The sequence below is a fragment of the Arthrobacter sp. alpha11c genome, from assembly GCF_054149985.1.
This window is the reverse complement of the sequence record NZ_CP196747.1, coordinates 3298999-3320798: the sequence shown is the minus strand read 5'-3', so window position 1 is coordinate 3320798 and position 21800 is coordinate 3298999. Positions and strand designations below refer to the sequence as shown.

The following is a 21800-nucleotide window of genomic DNA, read 5'->3' as shown; positions in this document are numbered from 1 at the left end:
AACAACCACTATTGCCAGTCAGTTGGGTGTGAACGCGGCGCGGAAGGCTGCCAACGCTGCGTCGCCCGCCTGGATCCCCTGGCCACCGATTGCACTGGCCTCCATGCCAATCACTCCCGAATAACCGGCGTCGCGGAGTGCTTGGGCGATGGCCGGGTAGTTGATCTCGCCTGTCCCCGGTTCGAACCGGCCCGGCACGTCGGCAACCTGGATCTCGCCCGTAAAGGGCTGGGCTGAGCGAACCAGCTCAATAAGGTTTCCTTCACCGATCTGTGCGTGGTAGAGATCCAGCATCATCTTCACGTTGGGGTGGTTCACGGCCGTGACCAGCGCCAGTGTGTCCTTGGCGCGTGCCAGCGGAATGCCGGGGTGGTCCAGGATCGTGTTCAGGTTTTCCAGGGCAAACACGATGCCGTGCTTTTGGCCCAGTTCAGCCAGCTGTTCCAAAGTGCGGAGGCCGGTCAACCACATCCCGCCGGTGGATCGCTGGACCGGCCGGACAGCCCGCCCGCCTTCACCGAGTTCGCCGGGGTGAACAACCATGCGTTCGACCCCCAACTCCAGTGCCGTGGGGATCAGCTTCTCCGCGGAGGCCAGGACTTCATGCGCGGTGCTGGGATCAATGACGCTGCCGCCGAAGTAGCCGCTCATGGAGGAAAACCTGGCACCGGTTGCTGCGAGGGCTGCGATGTCCCGGCCGCGGGTGTCCCAAAGCTCCACCTCGAAGCCTTGATCGTGAATGCGGCGCACCCGATCGATCAATGGCAGCTCGCCGTAGACCATTTCAGCGCAGACCGCCAAGCGGAAGCTCATGCTCCCTGCCCTGCGGCCTGTAGCTGTGCGGTTGAATGCGTTTCGGCTGGACGAAGGTCCGCGATCGAGGACACCTCGACGGGCAGCCCCGTCTGGGCTGACGTGAAAGCGGCCAAGGCAACCGCCAGGGCGTTGCGCGCGTCCACGCCACCGGGAGCAGCGACGGCGGCGGGCGGGTTTGCCGGCGTCGTGCGTTGATTCACTGTGCCGCGCCGTGCCGCGACGTCGTCCGCGAAGTGGGCCAGCTCTGCCGTGTAGGCGTCGTGGAAGAGGTCGATGTTCAGGCGGGTGGTGTCTGATCCGATGCCGGTGGCTGTGTAGCTCGTGGCATTGGTGGCCTGTGGGCTGCCGGCAGTGACCATGCCGGCAGAGCCGAACACTTCGCCGCGGACGTCGTAACCGTACAGGGCGTTGAAGTTTGCTTCCGCTACAGCGATGGCGCCGTTGCTGTACGTGACAGTGACAACCGCGGTGTCCAGGAGGCCACCGGCCTTGGCCTCGGGAGCAACCAAAGCATCGGCGACTGCATGGACCTTCACGGGGACTGCGCCCGGATTCAGCCAGTTCAGGGTGTCGAAATCGTGGATGAGCGTTTCCAGGAAGATGGTGCCGGGGGCGATCCTCTCCGGGTTGCTGATTCCGGCTTCGGTGCCGGGATCGCGAGTGAGGGAGCGGAGCAGCTGCGGGACTCCGACTACGCCGTCGTCGATCAGCTTCCGGGCGGCGGCGAAATCCGTGGAGTAGCGGCGATTGAAACCGAAACGAAGTACGACGCCGGCACTTGCCGCTGCTTCAATGGCGGAGTCGAGTTCGGCGATGCTGCGCCCGCCGGGCTTCTCGCAGAACACGTCCTTACCGGCTTTGGCGGCAGCGGCGATCAGCTCGGAATGGAACCGCAGGGGAGTGGCGATAAGTACTGCGTCCACGTCGGGATCGGCGAGGACGTCGGCAACATCGGTGCTGATTTTGGTGACCCCGAGGCGGCTTGCGAGGGCTTCCACAGCGGGTAGGACTGGATCAGCGATGGCTTCCAACCGTGCGTTCGGGATCCTCAGGGCGATGGATTCGGCGTGGAATGCGCCGATCCATCCTGCGCCGATCACGGCGATGCGGACAGGCCGGTCCTCGATGACCGGGTGCTGAAGGTACGTCATTGTTGTTCCTCGATTCAAGCGTCTAGAACGTTCTAGTCAAGCAATGCTCGCACGCGTGGACCGGTGATGTCTAGATCGTTCTAGCTGCCTCTTGCTGTACTCCGGCTAAGCGGCATCGTTCTGCCGGGCACGCGCATGAGGAAGATGACGCCCGAAGGCCAGCCTGATGAGCGGGGTGAGCAACAGGAGCAGCAGGACGCTGCCAAAGCCAACAATGCCCGCAAGGAAAACCAGGCCAGCCATGAACAGGAGGTGAATGTCGGGCGCATCGGCGAGCGGTAGGACGGCCGATATTGCCGATACCTGGTTGAGGGTGTTCATTTGTGGCTCCTGCCGCGCATCAGTTGCTCGTTCCAACACCTGTTAAGTGCGCTGAGGAGGAGAAAAATGTCGCCGTTGCGGCAACCCTTTCAGGGCTGCAGGATCACGACGTTCGCAGGGGCATATCCTGGGCCAGTTTCACCACGATCTTCTTGTCGTTGCCGGGGTCCGAGGGGTCGTACCAGAGCGTAGTCTCCTGCCCATCAACTACCGGCTCGGCGGCATCGATCAAGAGGGGACGCTGCACCCAGCGTTGGACGCCACTTGAGTCATGGAAGGTGAAGGTCACGGTGGTGAGGATCTTGGCGCTCTCGCGGAATGCCAGGTAGCCTTTGTCGCTGACTCGCGCGGACGTCATCATTCCTGTGCTCATGACACGGGCCTCGCGTGCGGCGACAGCCCGCCGCTTCTGCGCGGCCATCGCTCCAAGGATCCCAAGAAGCAGGCACACGGCGAGGCAGCCGAGGCCTATCCACGTCAGTATGGCCGGATAGTCGAATTCGACGGCGGCCACCGCCACCCCGATTGCCGCGCCAAGCCACATCAGCGATCCGCCCAGAGTGAGGCCAAGTTTGCTGTGCTTCATCACGATGGCTGTCCAGGCAATGGAGCTCAGGACAATCAGCGGGATGCTTGAGATGACGGCGACCATTGCCAGGACGGGAGGCTCCTCCGCCTCGAAGGCCTCTATATGGGGCCAGCCAAAGCCGGCAGCCAACCCAGCGACGAACTGGAAGGCAAGCGCCAGCACCACGGCAAGCGGGCCAGGGCGCTTGTTGGCGCGGAACTTCCTGAGGGCGACGGGATCCACGGTGCTCATGGGCTTATTAAACAGGTCTTGTGGAAAACGGCCAGAGCGCTCGTCGGGGTACAGCGAGAGAATGCCCAGAGAACGCTGATCGGGGAATGCCGAAGATTATTCCAAAAGCCCGCGTCACGTTTCCGCAGGTCAAAGCACATAAACAGTGCCCAAGTCGTTGTGCCGCGTAATGTGCCGTTGCCCTTTTCGGCGCATGTCCGCGGACAACGCTGAGTTGGCAGTGATGGATGTGGTGGGTTCTGGGGCCCACCCGGGGCGCCGTCACTGCGATACCGGGCTAGTGCGGTCGGTCGTCTGAGTCGCGGCCGGCCGCACGTCTGGGCAGGACTCCTTTGTAGCCGTTTGCGTCTTAGATCGTTCTATAGACTGGCTGCGGGCAAAGGAGGGCCATGATGGGAAAACGTCCCACGTTGATGGATGTGGCTGAAGCGGCCGGGGTTTCCCGTGCGCTTGTTTCCATCGTGATGCGGGACGCCCCTGGAGCCTCTGAAGCCACGCGCCTCAAAGTCCAGCAGGCGGCCAAGGAGCTCGGCTACCGTCCGGACAGCCGTGCTCGGCTTCTCCGCAGCAGCCGGACGAGGCTCCTGGGCGTCAGCTTTTCCACATCGCACCCGTTCCACGCCGAAATCGTCGATGCTGCCTACGCCGGAGCAAGCTTGCGCGGCTACGATATCGCGCTGAGCGCCGTGGCCAACGGCCGGCCGGAATCGCGGGCCGTCGAATCTCTCCTGGACATGGGCTGTGAAGCCCTGATCATGATTTCTCCAGCGTTGGGCGAGGACGAGTTAGCCGGTTATGCCACTAGGCTCCCAGTGGTCAGCCTGCTCCGGGACGACGTCGGCGAATCCCTGGACTCGGTCAGCAGCGATGACGACGCCGGGATCCGCATCGCGCTGGAACATCTCACGTCGCTGGGGCATCAGAGAATTGCCCACGTGGACGGTGGGGACGCTGTCTCGAGTCCACAACGTCGCGAAGCATTCCGGGCAGAGATGGCTGGCCGGGGGCTCGAATCCCGGGTGATTTCCGGTGGCGCCACCGAAGAAGATGGCCTCCGGGCTGGTCAAGAGCTTCTGCACGACCTGCCCACTGCTGTCGTTGCCTTCAACGATCGCTGCGCACTCGGCATCTGGGAAAGCTTCCGGGCGGCTGGGCTCAGGGTCCCTGAGGATGTGTCCGTCCTGGGTTACGACGATAGCCAGTTCGCCCGCCTTAGCTACGTCCAGTTGTCATCCGTCAGCCAGGACGCCCCGCTCCTGGCAAGGGCCGCCGTCGACCGTGCCATTGATCGGCTGGAAGGCTCGACCCCACCCGCGCACCTTGTGCGGACACCGCACCTGGTCATCCGCAGCACCACAGGACCCGCGCCGAAATGAGCCGCGCGGGTAGGTCAGGAAGCCACGCAAGTCTGGAGCTATGAAGCGCCCGACGGCGGGGCGTCGGCGTCGTCGATATCCGGACCTTCGGCAGGATCCTGGCTGTGGATGCCGGTATCGTGCGAAACCCAGCCCTCCGTTTCTCCCTCTGCAGGAGCGTCGGTGTGGTGCCGGATGATGTGTTCTGGCTTGTTGTTTGCGTTCATTACGGATACTCCTTGTCCTTGCTTGGACTGCTTCCGTGAGTGCACCCAAGTCTACGCCGGGTCGGCTCTCTTGAGAGGTCCGCTCTGCGCTGAATCCTCGCCCGGAAACGCGCAGAACAGGCCTCTCAACGGGCCAAACAAAGCTGACAGTGGCATAGGCTGAACGCAGTAGTTCTCCGCGAAACGACTAACTGCCATGCAGAGGTGAAGATGCCCAAGCGACCCAACCCGGCGGTGAAAATCGCCCAAGAGACAGCCCACAACGCAGTATTCGACGCCCAAGGCAACACCAAGCCGGGCGTCCACAATGTCTTGCTGCGCGCCGTCGAAATCCAGCGGCCACTTGTCCTGGCAAACCTGCGCAGAATGCAGCGGAGGCATCCGAAGGCAACGCCCGCGCAGCTTGCCGCGAAACTGGAGCGCGACTACCTGGCCGCCATCACAGGCGGGGGAGCCGCAGTGGGGGCAACCGCCGTCGTGCCCGGTATTGGAACAGCAGCTTCGCTGGGTCTCTCCGCCCTTGCCACCGTCGGGTTTCTGGAAACGACAGCACTCTACGCGTCGACGCTGGCGGAGCTGCATGGCATCCGGCTGACGGATCCGGAACGCGCACGGACGATGGTCATGGCCATCATGCTGGGCGAGGAAGGCACCTCGCTGCTTGGCGCCCTCAGTGGTCAGTCCCTGGGACGAGGCAAAGGCGTGACCAATGCCTGGGGCACGACACTCACCAAGAAGATCCCGGGCAGCGGCTTTGGCGTCATTCGGGATGCCATCCAGCGCGCGTTCCTGAAGAACCTCCTGAAGCGGCAAGGCTCTGCGTTCCTCGGACGGGCCCTGCCGTTTGGTGTGGGTGCCGTGGTGGGTGGTGCCGGCAACCTGATGATGGGCCGCGCCGTAGTTGCAACTGCCAAGGAAGCGTTTGGGCCGCTGCCCGATACGATCCCCGGCGAACTGCTCGCAGGCGAACCCACCAACGAGACCAACAACAATCTGACGCTGGAAGGCGGTAACAGTGGACCTCAACGCTGATCTGGGGGAGTCGTTCGGCTCCTGGACCATGGGTGACGACGCCTCGATGTTCCGCATCGTGAGCAGCGCCAACGTGGCCTGCGGTTTCCACGCAGGAGACCCCCTGACCATGCTGGACAGCTGCCGTGCCGCGTTCGAACTGGACGTTCGCGTTGGCGCGCACGTGGGGTACCGGGACCTGGCCGGCTTTGGACGGCGTTCGCTGGACATGACCTTCGACGAACTGTTCGGCGATGTCCTCTACCAACTCGGCGCCCTGGACGGGATGGCGCATGCGGTGGGGGCTTCCGTGGACTACGTCAAACCCCACGGGGCGCTGTACAACAGGATCGTCCACGATCCCGACCAGGCTGAGGCCGTAGTTGCTGCAGTCCACGCCTACGATCCCGGGCTGCCGGTGCTGGGATTGCCAGGCTCGGCATGGCTGAAGCTGGCCGAGGAATCCGGACACCCCGTCTTCCGCGAAGCATTCGTGGACAGGGCGTACCTTCCTGACGGCACACTGGTCCCGCGATCCGAGGAAGGCGCCGTGCTGCACGATCCCGCCGCGGTGGTTGCCCAGGCTGTTCGAATCGCGACGCGGAAGGAAGTGGTAGCCGTGGACGGAACGGTAGTCCCTGTAAGTGCTGATTCCCTCTGCATCCATGGTGATACTCCAGGCGCTGTGAACATGGCCGCGGCCGTTCGGGCAGGCTTGGAGGAGGCAGGGGTGGAGATTGATGCGTTCGCCTAGTTTGGTCTGGAACGTACCGTGAAGACGAGGTTCTTGAGGAGGTTGTAATGGGCGCCGTTGCTGTTGATCCGGGCCCTTTGACCCTGGCCCTTGCGCCTGACCAGGTTTTGGACCGCGCTTCCCTGCACCTTGCCAACGCGCTGCTGGGCAACCCCGACTCCGCGGGCGGCCTGGAGATACTTTTGGGTGGTCTCCGGCTTCGGTTCGTCACGGGCTCGGCCCTGGCGATCACCGGCGCGGAAGGCGTGGTCAAGCTCAACGGCGCCGAACTGCCTTTCAACAAGGCTGTCCGCGTCAGCCCTGGGGCGGTGTTGGAGTTTGGACCGGCGCTGTTCGGAATCCGGTACTACCTGGCCGTTCAGGGTGGCATCGAACCCGAGCCGGAACCCCTTCGTGCCGGCGGCACGCTGACTTTCGGGCGCCCCCACGGCCACAATATTCCTGGTGAGAACCACGCCCCGCGTCGGGCCCTGGACCCCGAACGTCCGGTGGTGGCCCGGGTGGAGCGCGGTCCGCAAGCCCAAAATTACGACGCCGGTACCTGGCTTCGGCTGACCAGTGAACCTTGGATTCTCTCGCCGGAATCGGACCGGGTAGGTGCCCGGTTGGTGGGGCGCCCACTTGAGCCAGCTGGGGTGGCGGGCGCCGATGGGCCGACTGGTGCGACTGGGCCGGCCACGACTCCAGCACCCCACGCACAACCGTTGCTGTCAGGCTCGGTCCTGCTGCCGCCGTCGGGCTTTCCCGTCATTGCACTGGCTGGGCACCCGCCGACGAGCAAGTCCCCCGTGATCGCAGTTGTTCGGGACGAAGACCTGGACCTGCTGGGCCAAGCGCGCCCGGGACAGATGGTTCATTTGCTGGGCTGAGTTGAAAAGATCACTGGCAGGTTTTCTCACTAATGCCGGGTGGTGAGAAATGAATGCCGCGATTTTCTCATAAATGACGATTCGTGAGAAAATCGACTATCGATCTTCTCAAGGAGAATCATGAGCAATGTGCTTGCCTGGCCCTCAATCAGCTACGAAGAGCATCCTTGGGCCGCAGATGCAGAACCGGGAACCTCGAGGCGTCAACGGCTCCTGGCCCGCGGCCCCTACGAGGCTGCTATCCCTGCAGAAATCGCTCACATCAATCCTGAGGTGGATTCCCGGACCCAGTCGCTTGTTGAGGCAGCCACTGTGGAAATGGTCCGGTTCGATGCCGAGTTGGGACAGGACTCGGCGCCGTTCGCGGCCCTGCTGCTCCGAAGTGAATCGGCATCGAGTTCACAGATCGAAAACCTTACGGCCGGTGCGCGGAAGATTGTGCTGGCGCAATTGGGCGATCGCTCGAGCCCTAACGCCGCACTGATCGCGTCCAACGTGCGTGCCATGGAGGCTGCAATTGCGTTGTCCGAAGACCTGAGCGTCGACAATATCGGCACCATGCATCACACCCTCCTGGCCTCCTCCGACCAAGTCATAGCGGGGGAATACCGGGGCAGGCAGGTATGGATCCGGGGCAACTCACCCCACTCAGCGGAGTTCGTGCCGCCGCATCACGGACGCGTGATGGCAGCCATGGAAGATTTGGTCGAGTTCATGCGCCGGGACGACATTCCCGCCCTGACTCAAGCCGCCTTGGCACACGCACAGTTCGAAACCATCCACCCCTTTGCGGACGGCAACGGCCGAACGGGGAGGGCAATCGTTAGCGCCCTGCTCCGTGCCAAGGGGGTAACGGAAAAGGTAACCATCCCTGTTTCTTCAGGGCTGCTGACCAATACCCGGCTCTACTTCGACGCCCTGGGTGACTACCGCCAGGGGAACATCCTGCCCATCATTGAGCGCTTTGCCGAGTCTGCCATGCTCGCCGTGGAAAACGGCCGGTTGCTGGCGGAGGACATTCGGGCTGCACAAAAGGAGTTCCGTGAAAAGCTCGGATCTGCTCAGGAATCCGTGCTTAAAGTCCTTGAGCTGCTGCCTCGCGAACCCGCAATCACCGCTGAGATGGCAGCCGGTTACGCCAGGATCTCACAGGCAACGGCGTACAGGGCAGTGCAACGGTTGGAGGCCGCTGGCGTCCTTACTCCTGCCGGGAAAGTACGCGGCACCAGCGTGTGGCTCGCAAGGGACATCATCACAGCGTTGGATGACTTCGCCGCACGATCTGGCCGCCGCGTACGCCACTGACCCCCTAGCCAAACAGCAGGTGCGCCACCGTGAAGATCGCGAGCCCGGCCAGCGCACCCACAACCGTTCCGTTGATGCGAATGTACTGGAGGTCCTTGCCCACCTGCAGCTCGATCTTCTGGGACGTTTCCTCGGCATCCCATCGGGCCACCGTGTCCGAGATGACGCCTGCTATGTCCGATCGGTAAGTGTTCACGAGGTAGCCCGCGGCGTCCCCGATCCACGTGTTGACCTTGCCGGCGAGTTCGTCGTCGTTGACCAGACGGGAACCGAAATCGCGGACGGCGCTCTTGAACCGCTGGCTGAGCTCACTGTCGGGATCGTCGACGGCGGTGAGCAGCGCATTCTTGACTGTTCCCCATGTGCGCGAGGCCAGTTCCCGGACTTCAGGATCGCCAAGGATCTGGGCCTTGATGGTCTCGGCGCGCTCGATCATGGCGGGATCATGCTGCAGGTCCTGCGCCAGGTCCGTCAGGTAAGCGTCGATCGATTTGCGCACTTGATGGTTCTGGTCATTTTGCACCGCGCGTATGAACTTCAGGAGTTCGACGTACACCTTGTCGCTCACCAGCCCGTCCACGAACGTCGGCACCCATACCGGCGAACGGTCCGAAACCAGCCGGTTCACCGTCGTATGGTTCGCATCCACCCAATCGGCAGCACGATCAACCAAGAGGTCCACCAACTTGTGGTGATGCCCGTCAGCGAAGATCCGTTCAGCCATCCGCCCCACGGGCGGTCCCCACGGCGGGGTGAGCAGATGCTTGCGGACCATGCCCTCGATCACTGCCTGCACGTCGTCGTCATTCAGCACGGTGAACGCGCCGCGGATCATCGCGCCGCCTTCCTTGGCTACACGTTCGGCACCGCCCGGTCCGGATAGCCAACGGCCGGCCTTGCGGGCAATATCAATGCTGGCCAACTTGTCCTGGACAACCTCCTGGGACAGGAAGTTGCTCTCCACGAACTCACTCAGCGATTCGCCGATTTGGTCCTTCCGGCGCGGAATGATGGCTGTATGCGGGATCTTCAAGCCCATGGGGTACTTGAACAGTGCCGTGACCGCGAACCAGTCAGCCAAAGCGCCGACCATGCCACCCTCGGCGGCAGCCCTTACATACTCAAGCCACGGATACTGCTTCTGGAAAGCGAACGCCACCATGAACACAATGGCCATGCCTATCAACAGCGCCAGGGCCAGCCGTTTCATACGGCGCAGCGCGGCTGCCTTTTCCTTGTCTCCGGCAGAACGGCCGACGACGGCGGACCCGGGTTGAGTGGCTCCGGAAGCTGTCGCTTGGGCTGGCTGGGCGTGGTTGGTGACGTCTTCGGCCGGGATTTGTTCAGAGTTCACCTGCATTAGCCCAGCGTAGCCCCGTGCGTGCAGCCGCGTGGGCTACCGTGGCTGCATGACTAGCGACGATTTCGCCCCTCGCCGGCCCAAGGTCTACGCACACCGCGGAGCCAGTGCTACGTATGCCGAGCACACTCGCGCGGCATACCTCAAGGCGATCGCAGACGGAGCTGATGGCGTAGAGTGCGATGTCCACTTGACCCGGGACCAGCATGTCGTCTTGCTGCATGATGCCAACCTGGACCGTACTTCCACCGGCACCGGACCTGTCTCGGAGAAGAACCTCGAGGAACTCCGGGCCTTGGACTTCTCCTCCTGGAAGGGCGCCCGGATACCGGATGCTTACGGTGGGATCGCTGATCAATTCCTTACCTTGCCGGAACTGCTGGACATTCTGCGTGGCGCCGGGCGCGAGATCGGTTTGGCGATCGAGCTCAAGCACCCCAGCCCCTACCAGCTCAATCTCGAGGACAGGGTTCTGGACGTGCTGCTCAGTGAGGGATGGACGCCCGGTGAGTCCCGGCTGGAGAACATTCAGGTCTCTTTCATGAGCTTCGATTCCGACTCGATCCAACACCTGCTGAAGAAGGTCCCAGCCCAGCACATTTGCCAGTTGGTGGACAATTTCTCCGTGCAGGAGCTTCGGCAAGAGCTGGGCCTGGGGCCGATCACGGCAGGCGCGGTGGCCAACGTCATGAAGGCAACCCAGTTGGAGGCTGAACGCATCCTGGACCATGGTGAGGTGGGAATTGCCGGACCAGGCATCGACTACGTGAGGGAACACGCCCGCAACGTGCAACGGTGGTTGGAATCCGGGAGCGTCTTCAGGGTCTGGACCGTGGACTCGGAGAAGGACGTAGCTCTGTGCCAGGGATTGGGCATCCATGAAATCACCACGAACAAACCCGCGCAGGTGTTGGCCCAGCTCCAGGTCCCAACCAGGTAGCAGATGAGCGCGTTTTGGGCCCCCAAAACGCGCTCATCTGCGACCCAGTTGGGTGTATTTTAGGGTGGCCCACCCCGCTTGTGATTGAGTGGTCTCATGTCATTCCGCTGGTCAGCCCGTGCCACCCAAACCACCTCTGCCATCGGTCTGAGCGCACTTCTCCTCGCCAGTGCAATGAAGCATTTCCGCACCCCCGGGTTCTATTACCCGGTGGTACCTGACTACTTGTGCCGCAGGGACCAGCCGGGAAGCCGGCCGAATGGTCCACTGGCACTTATGTCCCGTGAGGAATGGGTCGCTTCCAGCGGCCTGCTCGAGGCGACTGCCGCCGTCGGGCTTCTCATCCCAGCTACGCGCAAAGTGGCTGCTGACGCTACGACAGCCATGTTTACCGTATTCCTTGCAGGGCATATTGATGCCCTCCGCCGTGCGTATGGTCCCAACGGCACGCCCAGCCAGCGACGCGCCCACACCCTTAGGCTGCCTCTTCAGGTTCCGCTCATCCTGTGGTCCTGGAGCCTGCGGAAGTGAGTGGAGGTCCAGCAGTTCCCTTGAAACTCAGGGAGTCGCCAGCTTTCAAGATTGCCCTGTCGCTGAGCATTGCGACAGGCCTGTACGGGGTGTCCTTTGGTGCGCTTTCTGTGGCGTCAGGTTTCGATTTCTGGCAAACAATGGTGCTGAGTCTTTTGCTGTTCAGTGGAGGCTCGCAATTCGCGTTCATCGGCGTAGTGGCAGGTGGGGGATCCGGCGTGGCAGCCATGACGGCCAGCGCTTTGCTCGGGCTGCGTAACGGTATCTATGGCATGCAGATCAATGCCATGCTGCGTCCACGTGGATGGCGTCGCTACATCTCAGCCCATGTCACCATCGATGAATCAACTGCGACGGCGTCCGGCCAGTCGCACCCCGACGAGCAACGCCGCGGGTTTTGGACCGCGGGCATCGGAATATTCATTCTCTGGAATATCTTCACTGCCATCGGTGCCCTGGCCGGCGATGCAATGGGTGACCCCAAACAGTGGGGCTTGGACGGGGCTGCAGTCGCTGCGTTCCTGGCATTGCTGTGGCCGAGGCTAAAGGGACGCGAACCTTGGGCGATTGCAGCTGCTTGCGCTCTTGCAACCATTCTCGCCGTGCCGTTTGTTCCCTCGGGAGTTCCCATTCTGGTGGCTGCGCTGGTGGCGGCTGTGATCGGTTGGTTCAGCCATGCACGGATGAATGAGGGACTGGAGCCGGACGTGGACCCCTACGCAGAAAAGCGACACCATGTGCACGGACACCACCGCGGCGGGACAGGGGGACCCGAATGAACCTCTGGCTCTGGATCCTCATCGCCTGCGCGCTTGCGTACCTCACCAAACTGGTGGGCTACTTTGTCCCGGCCAAGCTGCTTCAGAGCCCCAGGATCATGCACGTCGCAGGCACTATGACCATTGGGTTGTTGGCGTCCCTCACCGTGGTGAATGCCCTCGCATCCGGACAAGGTTTGATATTGGACGCGCGCATCGGCGCACTGGCGGCGGCCGCCGTCGCTCTTTGGCTTCGCGCGCCCTTTCTGGTGGTGGTTATTTCCGGTGCTGCCGCAGCGGCACTGCTGAGGCTGCTCGGCTGGGGCTAGCCGACTTTATGCGAGACTCGCTAGCAAGCCGGCGCAGGCGGCTTCGCAGCGGCGGCAGGCTTCCGCACAGATTCGACAATGTTCGTGCATCTGCGCGTGGTGTTCACAGTCCTCAGCGCACACTCCGCACGCGGTTTGGCATGCCTTGAGGACTGCGCTCACCATGGTGGTGTTGGTTTTGGTTTGGCGGGTCAGGATGGTCCCTGTCGCAGCACAGATATCGGCGCAATCCAGATCGGTCCGGATGCACGTTGCCAGCTCAGCGACCATGTCCTCGCCCAGGCAGGCGTCGGCACAGGCTGTGCAGGTTTGGCCGCATTCAAAGCAGGCAGCAATGCATTCGGCCAGCTTCTCCCTGTCCAGCATGCTTCTGTTTGGATGGGCGTCGATCATCGCGCTGATGTGATGGGTCATGGCCGGCTCCTGTCGGATTCGAGTTCGACGGACGACCGGCCGACCCGGCCGCCATTCCCACCCTAGACCTGGTAGCGGGCAGTCTCCAGAGGCTGGCCCAAGGGCCGCCGGCCCGCATGTCAGGGCGGGCCGGCGGGTGGTAATTCTGCTAGAGGGTGGTTAGCAGCTTCTTCATTTCCTGAATCTCGGCTTCCTGGCTGCTCACGATGTCCTTGCTGAGCTGGATTGCCTGGGCGCTCTTGCCGTCCTTGCTCTCGGTCTTGGCCATCGTCACCGCTCCTTCATGGTGGGTGATCATTTGTGTCAGGAAGAGCTTCGCTGCCTCAAGGCCCTTGGCCGCTTCGAGTTTGGACATATCGTCGGTACCCATCATGCCGTCCATGCTGTGTCCCGACGGCATATGTGCTGCCTCGCCCCACGCAGTCAGCCAGCCGGTCATCTTCTCGATTTCCGGGCCCTGGGCAGCTTTGATCCGAGTCGCCAAGGAAGTGACCTCAACAGGAATGTCCTGTTTCTTCAGGATCATGTCGCTCATCTCCACCGCTTGGGCGTGGTGGGGAATCATCATTTGGGCGAACATGACGTCTGCGGCGTTATGGTCTGATGCCGCGGCAGGGCTCGACGAACTGCCATGATCCATCCCGGGCATTGACGTGCCGGAGGGGCTGGAGCCTCCGCTGGCGCATCCGGCAAGGGCGAATGCCGCGGCGACGGCTGCGGCTGCTACGGGCAGAAACTTCTTGCTGTTCATAAGAATCAAGTCCTTCAAGAATTGGGCGTACAGGGCGCGCAAAAGTTTGGATTAGGGCAGGGGTGTGACCGGGAATCCCGGCCCTGCGCCTATGTTCTGCTGATGGAGAGTTCACCCGGCGTAGGACTGCCGGGATGGTAGGTCCAATCGTCGCCAGCGGCCACCGTCGCACCGAAGTACGGCGGCGCGACGGCGGGAGTACTGTCCGGCGCTGGCGCAGAAAGAGTGCTCGTCGCGGCCAAGGGGATGCAGGATGCGGCCATGGCATGCTCTGCGGAACAGTTGCCCGAGCAGGAGCACTGAGTCGTGATGGGTAGATCGCTGTGGGCAGCGGGCTCTTCCAGCGAGGCTCCATGGCTGGGGTGTCTTCCATGGCTGAAGTGTCCGGGGGCTGCTGAATCCGTCCCAGCACTGGATACCGTGCCGGCCGCGTGGAGGGAATGCGTGCCGGTCATGACGTGCATACCCAGTATCCCGACAATCAGCGCAATGACCGCGCCTAAAAGACCTGTGGCCAGAAAGGAAAATCCGGCCGCGGTGCGCTGAGCGGTCATGGCGTTCTTCCTTCCTGTGGCTCTTCGTGTTCTAGGCTACCGGCTGGCATTTGTGGGCATGCGGTAGACGTCTTGAGCCCTGCCGCCCAAGGGGCCATTCTTGAGGAAGCGAGATCAGAAGAGGAGACTGCCGTGGAACACAGCCACACCAGCCCGCAGCCTGCAGAGTTTGTGGCAGGCCTGCTCGCAGCCCTAACGCATATCGATAATGTGGGCTTCCACGGGATCGCCACCAACCTTACGGGGGCGTCACCAAAGATAGACAGGAATTGGGCGGCGCTAATCCACAACGCCCACATCGCGGTAGCTGTGACTGCCTGGCCTGGTGAACTGGAACCGGCGGCCGAGCGATTCACCGCTGCAGCCCACGAACTGGTCGCGGTCCTGGAACGGCGTGACGTCAACGCCGTGGCAGATCCGGCAAAGGAACTACACATCGCCTACCACGCGCTCAGCGATGCGGGTTGGAACCACTTGGCGAAAAGCGCAGGGATGACCCACACTGATGCACATCAGCATGGCGCTGGGGAGGGTGGCCACCAAGCGGGCGTTCACTAAACGCCGGACGGGTCCTACTAAGTGTCGGGCCCTACTAAACTTCGTCCGTGAGCGTCACGCCTGGGATGGGTGATTGTTCCGGGAGCGGGCGGGACGGACGTTCGGTCCGGATGGCGTCTTCGATGAGCGCCACGGGACGCTTCCAGGCTTCGGAGCCGGGTTCCATGGTGTCCACGGCGCCGATCAGCATGGCAAGCAGCCGGACCATGTCCTCGATGGTGATATCGCGGCGCAGCGAACCCTGACCCTGACCGCGCTCCAAGAGCGTGGCCATGGAACCGATGAGGCCGCCGGTAATGCCCATGAGGAGTCCGCGTCGGCCTGCGACGGCGTCCAGCAGGTTGGCATCTTCGCTCGCAACCCGCATGACGGCATCGATGACGTTGATGAGACCCTCGGCGGCGTCCATGCCTTCGAGGGAGGCGTCAGCGACGGGATCTACATGCTGGCGGAGTTGGCGGGACAGGGCCGCAAGTACCAATTGTTCTTTATCGGAGAAGTTGCGGAACAGCGTAGCCGGACCCACTCCTGCCGTGGCGGCGATGGTCTGCAGGGGAACTTCGGGGCCGTGTTCCCGGAAGCACTGCCGGGCTGCGGTGATGATTTTGTCCACATTTCGTGCAGCGTCGGCCCTGAGGGGCTTGCGTTCAGAGGGCTGTTCCATGCTTGTCAGGGTAGCAACGGACAGGGGTTGACCCCTTGTTACGCGGGAGTAGGCCGTTATGTGACAAACCAGTACGTGAAACACTGGATTTCATGTTGCTTGCATTCTCAGTCGCCCCTTCAGGCCAGCCCGCTTCCGCCACCAACGGCGGACCCACCCCCGACGCCTCTGTGCACGACGCCGTGGCCGCCGCGGTCAAGATCGTCCGGGAGTCCGGATTGCCGAACCAGACGGACTCCATGTTCACTACCATCGAAGGCGAATGGGACGAGGTCTTTGACGTCGTTAAGCGGGCTACAGAGGCTGTGGGCCGCTTCGGCAGCCGCGTCTCCTTGGTGATCAAAGCGGACATCCGGCCCGGGTACAGCGGTGAGCTGACCGGCAAGGTAGAGCGTCTCGAAGAGGCTATTTCCACCACGGAATAGCTCTTTCCCCTGTCAGTGACCAGTGCAAGACTGGGGGCCATGATTGAACACGTGGCTGAACCCGGTTGGATTGACGTCGAGCATTACCTGACTGACGTCGTCGTGCGTCCTGATCCTGCCCATAAGCGCGCCCTGACATCTGCGGTCGAGGCGGGCATGCCACAGATCGAGGTGGCGCCGAACGCCGGCAAGCTGCTCAAGATGCTCGTGCAGCTGTCCGGAGCCAGGCACGTCCTGGAGATTGGTACGTTGGCCGGTTTCAGCAGTATCTGGATGGCCCAGGGACTTCCCGACGACGGCAGGCTGGTGACGTGCGAGTACCTCCAAAAGCATGCTGACGTCGCGCGGGCGAATGTGGACGCGGCCGGAGTTGGGCACAAGGTTGACATCAGGGTGGGTGCCGCTTTGGACACGCTTCCCACGTTGGTCGGCGAGGAATCGTTCGATTTTGTGTTCATCGACGCCGACAAGGAGAACGACGCCAACTACCTTGACTGGGCCATCCGTCTTGGCCACCCGGGCACAGTGATCGTGATCGACAACGTCATCTGGGACGGATCCATCCTGGAGCCTGCGCGGGACGAGGTAAACGCTCCGGGCATCGTCAAGGCCTTGGAAATGCTGGGCCAGGACCCGCGTCTTGATGCCACCGCAATCCAGACTGTGGGCAGCAAGGGCTGGGACGGCTTCGCTATCGCCCGAGTGCGGTAGCCGATGGATTTCACGCTGCGCCCGGCAACGGTTGACGACGCCGAAGCCATGACCATCATGCATGTCCAGTCGTGGCGGGAGAGTTATGGGCATTTGCTGCCGCCGGAATTCTTCGCGAAGCAGGAAGCTGCCCTGCCGGACAGGATAGAGAGGTACAGGGCGTCGATCGCGGCAGGCCATCCGCGGATGCTGGCCCATGATCCCGATGATGAATTGGTAGGAATTGCGGCTTCAGGACCGGGAAGGGACGAGGACAGCCCCTGCGACGTGGAGCTGTTCATGCTCTACACCCTCCAACGGATTCATGGCCGCGGTGTGGGTCAGGCGCTGTTGGATGCGCTCCTGGGTGACGGCCCGGCATATCTGTGGGTCCTGGACGACAACCCGCGGGCCCAGGCCTTTTACCGCCGCAACGGCTTCGTGCCCGACGGCAAGCGGCAGCTTTGCGACCCCTCGTGGTACTCACTTCCGGAACATCGGATGGTGCGGCCCGCCGTCGGGCTTTAACGTCTGAAGGCCCAGCTGTCAGGCGTTGGGCGTTGCCCGCTCATGGTGGCGTTGCCTGGGACGCCGGGCTGCGTGTGGCTTGGGCAGGAGATGCCGCAGCCGTCCTTGCCGTGCTCCCGGTGCCGGTACCGTGGTGCTGGGTGGTTCGTCCTCGAGGGGTTCCTCCAGGAGGCTGGGCGGTTTGGGTACCCGGGCAATCAGTAGGCAGACCACGGTCAGCCAGGCGAACGCGACCGTAAACACCTCCACCCAAACCGATCCCAAAGCTTCCATGAAGAGATCTTATGGCCCAATGACACTAAATGGTAAGCATCCTTATTAAATGCTCCAGTGGAAGGCGATGATGCGGTCCTCCACTAGGCTGGAGCCATGACTCAGGCAGGGCAGTTTTAGTGGCCAAACCCGGTAAATCCAGCAAGGCAGGCAAGTCCGGCCGGGCGGGAAGATCGACGGCGGGAGTCATCGAGGTGCCTAGCGGCACCCGTCCAGACGGCCCGGTAGCGGGCGTCTATTACATCGACACCGGCGACTGCGAACTGATTCCCGATCCTGACAACAACAACGGCTGGCTCCTGAAGATCAACGGAGTGCTGAGCTCGCACATTGACCTCGCCGATCCACTGTTCCTCGACTTCGAATACATGCGCTGGATTGCTGCGCTGGTGGAATCGAGATGGCCGCGGGAGTCCAAACCAAAGCTTCGGGCCCTGCACCTGGGCGGGGGAGCCTGTTCCATGGCGCGATACCTCAACGCGGCGTACCCCGATGCGCGGCAAGTGGTGGTGGAGCTCGATGGAAAGCTTGCCGACTACGTCCGTGGCTGGTTCGAACTCCCCAAGGCGCCCTTGCTGCGGATCCGCGTCGGCGAAGCGCGGGAAGTGACGGAGTCCCTGACCCCTGATACGCGGGACCTCATCATCAGGGACGTCTTCGCCGGAGCCTTCACGCCGCGCGCCCTCACCACCCGTGAGTTCAACGCCCACGCCGACGCCGTCCTGGCCCCCGATGGCTTGTACGTGGTCAACTCGGGCGACGCCCCGGATCTGAAGAATGCACGCGCTGACGCGGCCACCATCGCCGATACCTTCCAGCACACGATGATCATCGCGGACCCCGCCATGCTCAAGGGCCGGCGCTACGGGAACATGATCATGGCTGGCAGCCACGTGCCGTTCGGCGACGACCCAACCCTGGCCCGCAAGCTCCTGGGCGGCGCCGTCCCTGCACACATCTGGAACGACGCCCAAGTGAGGGCCTTTGCCGCCGGGACCCCGGTTCGGCACGATCCGCCGGCGGCTTCAGCCGAGTAGCTCCTCGCGCCGCGTCTCCGTCTCTTCGCGCAGGGCCTGGACGACGGCGGCTACGGCCGGGCGGCGCATCGAGTCGGGGCGGAGGACCATCCAGTAGGGGAGCAGCTCCGCGAAGTCCGCAGGAAGGAGCCGCACCAAATCTGCGTGGCGATCGGCCATGAAACACGGCAGGAATCCCACGCCTGCGCCCGCTCTCGTCGCCTCCACATGCACGAACACGTTGGTGGAGCTCAGGCCATCGCGCATCGTTGGGACCAGCCTTCTCGGCGCGTCCAGATCATCCACCTGCAGCATGGAATCCACGAAGTAGACCAACTGATGCTGCGTCAGTTCCTCGATGCTGCTGGGTGTGCCGCGGTCCGCGAGGTAGTCGAGCGAGGCGTACATTCCCAGCCGGTACTCGCCCAGGCGGATTGCCTCTGCCCGATGGACTTGTGGCGTACCGACCACCACTTCGATGTCCAGGCCCGAGCGTTGCTGAAGCGCCCGACGCGTCACGGTGACAATCTCAACGCTGAGCCCAGGATGGTCGCGTCTCAGTTTCGCCACGGCAGGCGCAGCTATATAGGCGCTGAAACCATCGGTTGCGGTCATGCGTACGACGCCGGTAATGGGGTCGGGTGCGCCGTCGCTGGGTCCCAGTGCGCCCACCGCAGATTCAATGCGTTCAGCGACCAGTACGGCCTCTGCCCCCAACTCCGTCACTTCCCAGCCGCCAGCGGCGCGCGCGAGGACGCGGCCGCCCAGAGCCTTTTCCAGCGCCGCTATCCTGCGCGAAACGGTGGTGTGGTTCAGGCCCAAGGCTTGCGCCGCCGTCGTGAATTTTCCTGAGCGTGAAACGGCCAGGAGGATGAGGAGATCGTCCGGATTGGGCTTCATATCTGCAATTCTGCACACACTCGGTGCCACTTTGGTCATTGAGGCGGGATGAATCTGCAGTAATACTCAGTGGAGCATTTCGTGTTGTGGATCACAGCATGCATCAGGGCACTGTCAAAAGGGTCAACGAGGACACTGAGGAGATGGATATGAGCGTAGAGCAGCGCTCCACATCAAAGGCCGGGAACCAATCCGGCAAGGGCTCCGGCCTTAAGAAGATCGTCGCTGCGTCCATGGTGGGCACAGTGGTGGAGTGGTACGAGTTCTTTCTGTACGCCACCGCCGCGACGCTGGTTTTCGGCAAATACTTCTTCCCGAGCACCGGCAACGAATTGGACGGCATCATCCAGGCGTTCCTGACCTACGCAGTTGGCTTCGTAGCCCGCCCGCTCGGCGGAATCGTCTTCGGCCAGATCGGCGACAAACTGGGCCGCAAGCCCACGCTCCAGCTGACCATTGTGATCGTGGGCGTCTCGACGTTCCTCATGGGTTGCCTCCCCGGCTTCGCCGATCTGGGTTACTGGGCACCGGCCATGCTGGTGGCGCTTCGCTTCATCCAGGGCTTCGCGCTCGGTGGCGAGTGGGGAGGTGCCGTGCTCCTGGTAGCTGAACACAGCCCCAACAAGTCGCGCGGCTTCTGGTCATCCTGGCCGCAGGCAGCAGTGCCCGTGGGCAACCTCCTGGCCACGCTGGTCCTGTTCATCATGTCCACCACCCTGAGCAGCGAGGCATTCCTCGGCTGGGGCTGGCGGGTCGCATTCTGGCTGTCCGCAGTGATCGTCTTCGTCGGCTACTACATCCGCACCCACGTCACAGAGGCACCCATCTTCCTCGAGGCCAAGGCCCAGGTGGAGGAATCCAAGGCCATCAGCTACGGCGTCGGCGAAGTCATCCGCAAATACCCCAAGGGCATCCTGCAAGCCATGGGCCTCCGCTTCGCCGAGAACATCATGTACTACCTGGTGGTCAGCTTCGCGATCGTCTACCTCAAAAGCGTCCACAAGTATGACACGTCATCGCTGCTGCTCGCATTGCTTATTGCGCATGTGATCCACTTCCTGGTCATCCCGCAGGTTGGGCGTCTTGTTGACGCCTGGGGTCGAAAGCCCGTGTACCTGGTGGGAGCCATCGCCGGCGCAACATGGCCGTTCTTCGCGTTCCCCATGTTCGACACCAAAAACGCTGTGGTCATCGTGTTGGCCGTGACAATCGGCCTGTGCCTGCACGCGTTCATGTATGCAGGCCAGCCGGCAATCATGTCCGAGCTCTTCCCCACCCGCATGCGCTACTCTGGGGTCTCGCTCGGTTCACAGGTTACGTCGATCTTCGCAGGGTCACTCGCTCCGCTGCTGGCAACCCAGTGGCTCAAGGACACCGGTTCCTGGCTCCCCACCGCGATCTACCTCGTCGTCGCCTGCGCAATTACCGTCGTCGCCGTCGTTTCGCTGAAGGAAACCAAGGGCATCGCGCTCCAGGACGTGGACGAAGCCGACGCCGTGCGGCATGGACTGACCACGTCTTCTGTTGGCACGGCAGCGAAAGGCTAGCTCCATGGACAACTCCTTGAACGGGCGCAAAGCACTGGTCACCGGCGGTGCGAGCGGAATCGGGGCAGCCTGCGCCCGTGCGCTCGCGGCCCACGGGGCGAAAGTAGTAGTGGCCGACGTCGATGCCTCCGGAGCTGCAGCCCTCGCCGACGAGCTGGGCGGCACTGCCTGGACTGTGGACCTGTTGGACGTCGACGCCCTGGCCGCCCTCAGCCTTGACTGCGACATCCTGGTCAACAACGCCGGCATCCAGAAAGTAGCGCCGATCGAGGAGTTCGAACCTGCTGAATTCAGGCGGATACTCGCCCTGATGCTGGAGGCCCCATTCCTCCTCATCCGGGCCGCGCTCCCACACATGTACGCCAATGGGTTCGGCCGGATCATCAACATCTCCTCGGTTCACGGGCTCCGGGCTTCGGCCTACAAGAGCGCGTACGTCTCCGCGAAACATGGCCTCGAAGGGCTCAGCAAAGTCACTGCCTTGGAGGGTGGCGAGCATGGAGTGACGTCCAACTGCATCAATCCCGGGTACGTCCGCACGCCCTTGGTGGAGCGACAGATCGCCGATCAGGCCCGGCTCCACGGCATCCCTGAGGCCGAGGTCCTGGCGAAGGTAATGCTGACGGAGTCGGCAGTAAAGCGGCTGGTGGAGGTTGAGGAAGTCGCGTCGTTGGCAGCCTGGATGGCCTCCGACGACGCCGGTATGGTCACCGGCGCGAGCTACACCATGGACGGCGGGTGGTCGGCCCGGTAGTAGGTCCTTCTGGGCCTCCTCTGGTGCCGCCTGCTTGCCGAGAGGTGACAGATAACCCCCATGTATCTGCGGAACATGGGGGTTATCTGTCATTTCGATGCTTGTTGATCTTGCCACCCGGGCGGGCCTCTTTCCGGTTTTCCACATAGGGGAATTGGGGCCTGATGTGGGCGGGTGCT

Annotated in this window: 28 protein-coding genes; 16 read left to right on the top strand and 12 right to left on the bottom strand. The window is 62.7% G+C overall.

Features of this window, described 5'->3' with window-relative positions:
* Positions 1-18 precede the first annotated feature (18 nt).
* From ACTAQJ_RS15200 to ACTAQJ_RS15185, 4 genes are all read right to left on the bottom strand, one after another.
* Positions 19-813 carry a TIM barrel protein gene (locus ACTAQJ_RS15200; RefSeq protein ID WP_498697306.1) on the bottom strand — a complete coding sequence of 265 codons (795 nt, stop codon included), beginning with the start codon at positions 811-813 and terminating at the stop codon, positions 19-21.
* Positions 810-1967 carry a Gfo/Idh/MocA family oxidoreductase gene (locus ACTAQJ_RS15195; RefSeq protein ID WP_498697304.1) on the bottom strand — a complete coding sequence of 386 codons (1158 nt, stop codon included), beginning with the start codon at positions 1965-1967 and terminating at the stop codon, positions 810-812. Before ACTAQJ_RS15195 ends, ACTAQJ_RS15200 begins: the two co-directional genes overlap by 4 nt.
* A gap of 105 nt (positions 1968-2072) precedes the next feature.
* Positions 2073-2288: a hypothetical protein gene (locus ACTAQJ_RS15190; RefSeq protein WP_498697303.1), complete on the bottom strand. Its 216-nt coding sequence runs from the start codon at positions 2286-2288 to the stop codon at positions 2073-2075.
* 103 nt (positions 2289-2391) lie between these two features.
* Positions 2392-3108: a hypothetical protein gene (locus tag ACTAQJ_RS15185; protein WP_498697301.1), complete on the bottom strand. Its 717-nt coding sequence runs from the start codon at positions 3106-3108 to the stop codon at positions 2392-2394.
* A 389-nt stretch (positions 3109-3497) separates the two neighbouring features.
* On the opposite strand from ACTAQJ_RS15185, the gene ACTAQJ_RS15180 reads away from it, so the two are divergent.
* The gene (locus ACTAQJ_RS15180; RefSeq protein WP_498697298.1) at positions 3498-4484 is read left to right on the top strand and encodes a LacI family DNA-binding transcriptional regulator; all 987 of its coding nucleotides are present in this window, start codon (positions 3498-3500) and stop codon (positions 4482-4484) included.
* Positions 4485-4522: 38 nt separating this feature from the next.
* Here ACTAQJ_RS15180 and ACTAQJ_RS15175 read toward each other — a convergent pair whose 3' ends face one another.
* Positions 4523-4690 carry a hypothetical protein gene (locus tag ACTAQJ_RS15175; protein WP_431117651.1) on the bottom strand — a complete coding sequence of 56 codons (168 nt, stop codon included), beginning with the start codon at positions 4688-4690 and terminating at the stop codon, positions 4523-4525.
* Between the two features lie 210 nt (positions 4691-4900).
* Here ACTAQJ_RS15175 and ACTAQJ_RS15170 point away from each other — a divergent pair, with 210 nt between their 5' ends.
* The 4 genes from ACTAQJ_RS15170 to ACTAQJ_RS15155 all read left to right on the top strand — a co-directional run bounded on the left by ACTAQJ_RS15170 (position 4901) and on the right by ACTAQJ_RS15155 (position 8629).
* Positions 4901-5722 carry a hypothetical protein gene (locus ACTAQJ_RS15170; protein ID WP_431117653.1) on the top strand — a complete coding sequence of 274 codons (822 nt, stop codon included), beginning with the start codon at positions 4901-4903 and terminating at the stop codon, positions 5720-5722.
* Positions 5706-6455, top strand: a complete 750-nt coding sequence (locus ACTAQJ_RS15165; protein ID WP_431117654.1) for a LamB/YcsF family protein — start codon at positions 5706-5708, stop codon at positions 6453-6455. Before ACTAQJ_RS15170 ends, ACTAQJ_RS15165 begins: the two co-directional genes overlap by 17 nt.
* A 47-nt stretch (positions 6456-6502) precedes the next feature.
* Positions 6503-7324, top strand: a complete 822-nt coding sequence (locus ACTAQJ_RS15160) for a 5-oxoprolinase subunit C family protein (RefSeq protein WP_498697297.1) — start codon at positions 6503-6505, stop codon at positions 7322-7324.
* A 120-nt stretch (positions 7325-7444) separates the two neighbouring features.
* Positions 7445-8629, top strand: coding sequence for a Fic family protein (locus tag ACTAQJ_RS15155; RefSeq protein ID WP_498697295.1), 1185 nt, complete (start codon positions 7445-7447; stop codon positions 8627-8629).
* A 4-nt stretch (positions 8630-8633) separates the two neighbouring features.
* Here the strand turns inward: ACTAQJ_RS15155 and ACTAQJ_RS15150 are convergent, their stop codons facing one another.
* Positions 8634-9989: a DUF445 domain-containing protein gene (locus ACTAQJ_RS15150; RefSeq protein ID WP_498697294.1), complete on the bottom strand. Its 1356-nt coding sequence runs from the start codon at positions 9987-9989 to the stop codon at positions 8634-8636.
* A gap of 49 nt (positions 9990-10038) precedes the next feature.
* On the opposite strand from ACTAQJ_RS15150, the gene ACTAQJ_RS15145 reads away from it, so the two are divergent.
* The 4 genes from ACTAQJ_RS15145 (at position 10039) to ACTAQJ_RS15130 (ending at position 12547) form a co-directional block, all read left to right on the top strand.
* Positions 10039-10929, top strand: coding sequence for a glycerophosphodiester phosphodiesterase (locus ACTAQJ_RS15145; RefSeq protein WP_431117659.1), 891 nt, complete (start codon positions 10039-10041; stop codon positions 10927-10929).
* Positions 10930-11025: 96 nt separating this feature from the next.
* Positions 11026-11460, top strand: a complete 435-nt coding sequence (locus ACTAQJ_RS15140) for a DoxX family protein (RefSeq protein WP_498697291.1) — start codon at positions 11026-11028, stop codon at positions 11458-11460.
* A complete protein-coding gene (locus tag ACTAQJ_RS15135; protein WP_431117662.1) occupies positions 11457-12239 on the top strand; it encodes an AzlC family ABC transporter permease in 783 nt (260 codons plus the stop codon). The genes ACTAQJ_RS15140 and ACTAQJ_RS15135 overlap by 4 nt, the downstream gene beginning before the upstream one ends.
* Positions 12236-12547 (top strand): AzlD domain-containing protein, encoded by a 312-nt coding sequence (locus ACTAQJ_RS15130; RefSeq protein ID WP_431117663.1) that lies wholly within the window; start codon positions 12236-12238, stop codon positions 12545-12547. The genes ACTAQJ_RS15135 and ACTAQJ_RS15130 overlap by 4 nt, the downstream gene beginning before the upstream one ends.
* Positions 12548-12553: 6 nt before the next feature.
* On the opposite strand, the gene ACTAQJ_RS15125 is transcribed toward ACTAQJ_RS15130, so the two are convergent.
* From ACTAQJ_RS15125 to ACTAQJ_RS15115, 3 genes are all read right to left on the bottom strand, one after another.
* Positions 12554-12961 carry a four-helix bundle copper-binding protein gene (locus ACTAQJ_RS15125; protein WP_431117665.1) on the bottom strand — a complete coding sequence of 136 codons (408 nt, stop codon included), beginning with the start codon at positions 12959-12961 and terminating at the stop codon, positions 12554-12556.
* A 148-nt stretch (positions 12962-13109) separates the two neighbouring features.
* Positions 13110-13712 carry a DUF305 domain-containing protein gene (locus ACTAQJ_RS15120; protein WP_498697286.1) on the bottom strand — a complete coding sequence of 201 codons (603 nt, stop codon included), beginning with the start codon at positions 13710-13712 and terminating at the stop codon, positions 13110-13112.
* Between the two features lie 89 nt (positions 13713-13801).
* Positions 13802-14266 carry a hypothetical protein gene (locus ACTAQJ_RS15115; RefSeq protein WP_498697285.1) on the bottom strand — a complete coding sequence of 155 codons (465 nt, stop codon included), beginning with the start codon at positions 14264-14266 and terminating at the stop codon, positions 13802-13804.
* A 132-nt stretch (positions 14267-14398) separates the two neighbouring features.
* Here ACTAQJ_RS15115 and ACTAQJ_RS15110 point away from each other — a divergent pair, with 132 nt between their 5' ends.
* Positions 14399-14824: a hypothetical protein gene (locus ACTAQJ_RS15110; RefSeq protein ID WP_498697284.1), complete on the top strand. Its 426-nt coding sequence runs from the start codon at positions 14399-14401 to the stop codon at positions 14822-14824.
* A 34-nt stretch (positions 14825-14858) separates the two neighbouring features.
* On the opposite strand, the gene ACTAQJ_RS15105 is transcribed toward ACTAQJ_RS15110, so the two are convergent.
* Positions 14859-15488 carry a TetR/AcrR family transcriptional regulator gene (locus tag ACTAQJ_RS15105; RefSeq protein WP_431117671.1) on the bottom strand — a complete coding sequence of 210 codons (630 nt, stop codon included), beginning with the start codon at positions 15486-15488 and terminating at the stop codon, positions 14859-14861.
* A 92-nt stretch (positions 15489-15580) separates the two neighbouring features.
* On the opposite strand from ACTAQJ_RS15105, the gene ACTAQJ_RS15100 reads away from it, so the two are divergent.
* From ACTAQJ_RS15100 to ACTAQJ_RS15090, 3 genes are read left to right on the top strand one after another with little or no spacing between them, the layout of a single operon-like run.
* On the top strand, positions 15581-15913 hold the full coding sequence (locus ACTAQJ_RS15100) for a thiamine-binding protein (RefSeq protein ID WP_498697280.1): 333 nt from the start codon (positions 15581-15583) through the stop codon (positions 15911-15913).
* Positions 15914-15952: 39 nt separating this feature from the next.
* Positions 15953-16624 (top strand): O-methyltransferase, encoded by a 672-nt coding sequence (locus ACTAQJ_RS15095; RefSeq protein ID WP_498697278.1) that lies wholly within the window; start codon positions 15953-15955, stop codon positions 16622-16624.
* A gap of 3 nt (positions 16625-16627) precedes the next feature.
* Positions 16628-17131, top strand: a complete 504-nt coding sequence (locus tag ACTAQJ_RS15090) for a GNAT family N-acetyltransferase (protein WP_498697276.1) — start codon at positions 16628-16630, stop codon at positions 17129-17131.
* An 18-nt stretch (positions 17132-17149) separates the two neighbouring features.
* Here ACTAQJ_RS15090 and ACTAQJ_RS15085 read toward each other — a convergent pair whose 3' ends face one another.
* On the bottom strand, positions 17150-17404 hold the full coding sequence (locus ACTAQJ_RS15085) for a hypothetical protein (protein WP_498697274.1): 255 nt from the start codon (positions 17402-17404) through the stop codon (positions 17150-17152).
* Between the two features lie 119 nt (positions 17405-17523).
* Here ACTAQJ_RS15085 and ACTAQJ_RS15080 point away from each other — a divergent pair, with 119 nt between their 5' ends.
* Positions 17524-18441 (top strand): spermidine synthase, encoded by a 918-nt coding sequence (locus tag ACTAQJ_RS15080; protein ID WP_498697271.1) that lies wholly within the window; start codon positions 17524-17526, stop codon positions 18439-18441.
* Here ACTAQJ_RS15080 and ACTAQJ_RS15075 read toward each other — a convergent pair.
* Positions 18430-19320, bottom strand: coding sequence for a LysR family transcriptional regulator (locus ACTAQJ_RS15075; protein ID WP_498697269.1), 891 nt, complete (start codon positions 19318-19320; stop codon positions 18430-18432). The two genes, ACTAQJ_RS15080 and ACTAQJ_RS15075, sit on opposite strands and share 12 nt — an antisense overlap.
* A gap of 149 nt (positions 19321-19469) precedes the next feature.
* Between ACTAQJ_RS15075 and ACTAQJ_RS15070 the strand changes: the two genes are divergently transcribed.
* Complete coding sequence (locus ACTAQJ_RS15070) at positions 19470-20867, top strand: MFS transporter (protein WP_498697267.1); 1398 nt, start codon at positions 19470-19472, stop codon at positions 20865-20867.
* Positions 20868-20871: 4 nt separating this feature from the next.
* Positions 20872-21621, top strand: coding sequence for a 3-hydroxybutyrate dehydrogenase (locus ACTAQJ_RS15065; protein ID WP_498697265.1), 750 nt, complete (start codon positions 20872-20874; stop codon positions 21619-21621).
* Positions 21622-21800: the final 179 nt, after the last annotated feature.

Excerpts from the sequence above, each read along its gene's own strand:
- ACTAQJ_RS15200 (WP_498697306.1), bottom strand. The coding sequence starts at position 813 with ATGAGCTTCCGCTTGGCGGTCTGCGCTGAAATGGTCTACGGCGAGCTG.
- ACTAQJ_RS15195 (WP_498697304.1), bottom strand. The coding sequence starts at position 1,967 with ATGACGTACCTTCAGCACCCGGTCATCGAGGACCGGCCTGTCCGCATC.
- ACTAQJ_RS15190 (WP_498697303.1), bottom strand. The coding sequence starts at position 2,288 with ATGAACACCCTCAACCAGGTATCGGCAATATCGGCCGTCCTACCGCTC.
- ACTAQJ_RS15185 (WP_498697301.1), bottom strand. The coding sequence starts at position 3,108 with ATGAGCACCGTGGATCCCGTCGCCCTCAGGAAGTTCCGCGCCAACAAG.
- ACTAQJ_RS15180 (WP_498697298.1), top strand. The coding sequence starts at position 3,498 with ATGATGGGAAAACGTCCCACGTTGATGGATGTGGCTGAAGCGGCCGGG.
- ACTAQJ_RS15175 (WP_431117651.1), bottom strand. The coding sequence starts at position 4,690 with ATGAACGCAAACAACAAGCCAGAACACATCATCCGGCACCACACCGAC.
- ACTAQJ_RS15170 (WP_431117653.1), top strand. The coding sequence starts at position 4,901 with ATGCCCAAGCGACCCAACCCGGCGGTGAAAATCGCCCAAGAGACAGCC.
- ACTAQJ_RS15160 (WP_498697297.1), top strand. The coding sequence starts at position 6,503 with ATGGGCGCCGTTGCTGTTGATCCGGGCCCTTTGACCCTGGCCCTTGCG.
- ACTAQJ_RS15155 (WP_498697295.1), top strand. The coding sequence starts at position 7,445 with ATGAGCAATGTGCTTGCCTGGCCCTCAATCAGCTACGAAGAGCATCCT.
- ACTAQJ_RS15150 (WP_498697294.1), bottom strand. The coding sequence starts at position 9,989 with ATGCAGGTGAACTCTGAACAAATCCCGGCCGAAGACGTCACCAACCAC.
- ACTAQJ_RS15145 (WP_431117659.1), top strand. The coding sequence starts at position 10,039 with ATGACTAGCGACGATTTCGCCCCTCGCCGGCCCAAGGTCTACGCACAC.
- ACTAQJ_RS15140 (WP_498697291.1), top strand. The coding sequence starts at position 11,026 with ATGTCATTCCGCTGGTCAGCCCGTGCCACCCAAACCACCTCTGCCATC.
- ACTAQJ_RS15130 (WP_431117663.1), top strand. The coding sequence starts at position 12,236 with ATGAACCTCTGGCTCTGGATCCTCATCGCCTGCGCGCTTGCGTACCTC.
- ACTAQJ_RS15125 (WP_431117665.1), bottom strand. The coding sequence starts at position 12,961 with ATGACCCATCACATCAGCGCGATGATCGACGCCCATCCAAACAGAAGC.
- ACTAQJ_RS15120 (WP_498697286.1), bottom strand. The coding sequence starts at position 13,712 with ATGAACAGCAAGAAGTTTCTGCCCGTAGCAGCCGCAGCCGTCGCCGCG.
- ACTAQJ_RS15115 (WP_498697285.1), bottom strand. The coding sequence starts at position 14,266 with ATGACCGCTCAGCGCACCGCGGCCGGATTTTCCTTTCTGGCCACAGGT.
- ACTAQJ_RS15105 (WP_431117671.1), bottom strand. The coding sequence starts at position 15,488 with ATGGAACAGCCCTCTGAACGCAAGCCCCTCAGGGCCGACGCTGCACGA.
- ACTAQJ_RS15100 (WP_498697280.1), top strand. The coding sequence starts at position 15,581 with ATGTTGCTTGCATTCTCAGTCGCCCCTTCAGGCCAGCCCGCTTCCGCC.
- ACTAQJ_RS15095 (WP_498697278.1), top strand. The coding sequence starts at position 15,953 with ATGATTGAACACGTGGCTGAACCCGGTTGGATTGACGTCGAGCATTAC.
- ACTAQJ_RS15090 (WP_498697276.1), top strand. The coding sequence starts at position 16,628 with ATGGATTTCACGCTGCGCCCGGCAACGGTTGACGACGCCGAAGCCATG.
- ACTAQJ_RS15085 (WP_498697274.1), bottom strand. The coding sequence starts at position 17,404 with ATGGAAGCTTTGGGATCGGTTTGGGTGGAGGTGTTTACGGTCGCGTTC.
- ACTAQJ_RS15075 (WP_498697269.1), bottom strand. The coding sequence starts at position 19,320 with ATGAAGCCCAATCCGGACGATCTCCTCATCCTCCTGGCCGTTTCACGC.
- ACTAQJ_RS15070 (WP_498697267.1), top strand. The coding sequence starts at position 19,470 with ATGAGCGTAGAGCAGCGCTCCACATCAAAGGCCGGGAACCAATCCGGC.
- ACTAQJ_RS15065 (WP_498697265.1), top strand. The coding sequence starts at position 20,872 with ATGGACAACTCCTTGAACGGGCGCAAAGCACTGGTCACCGGCGGTGCG.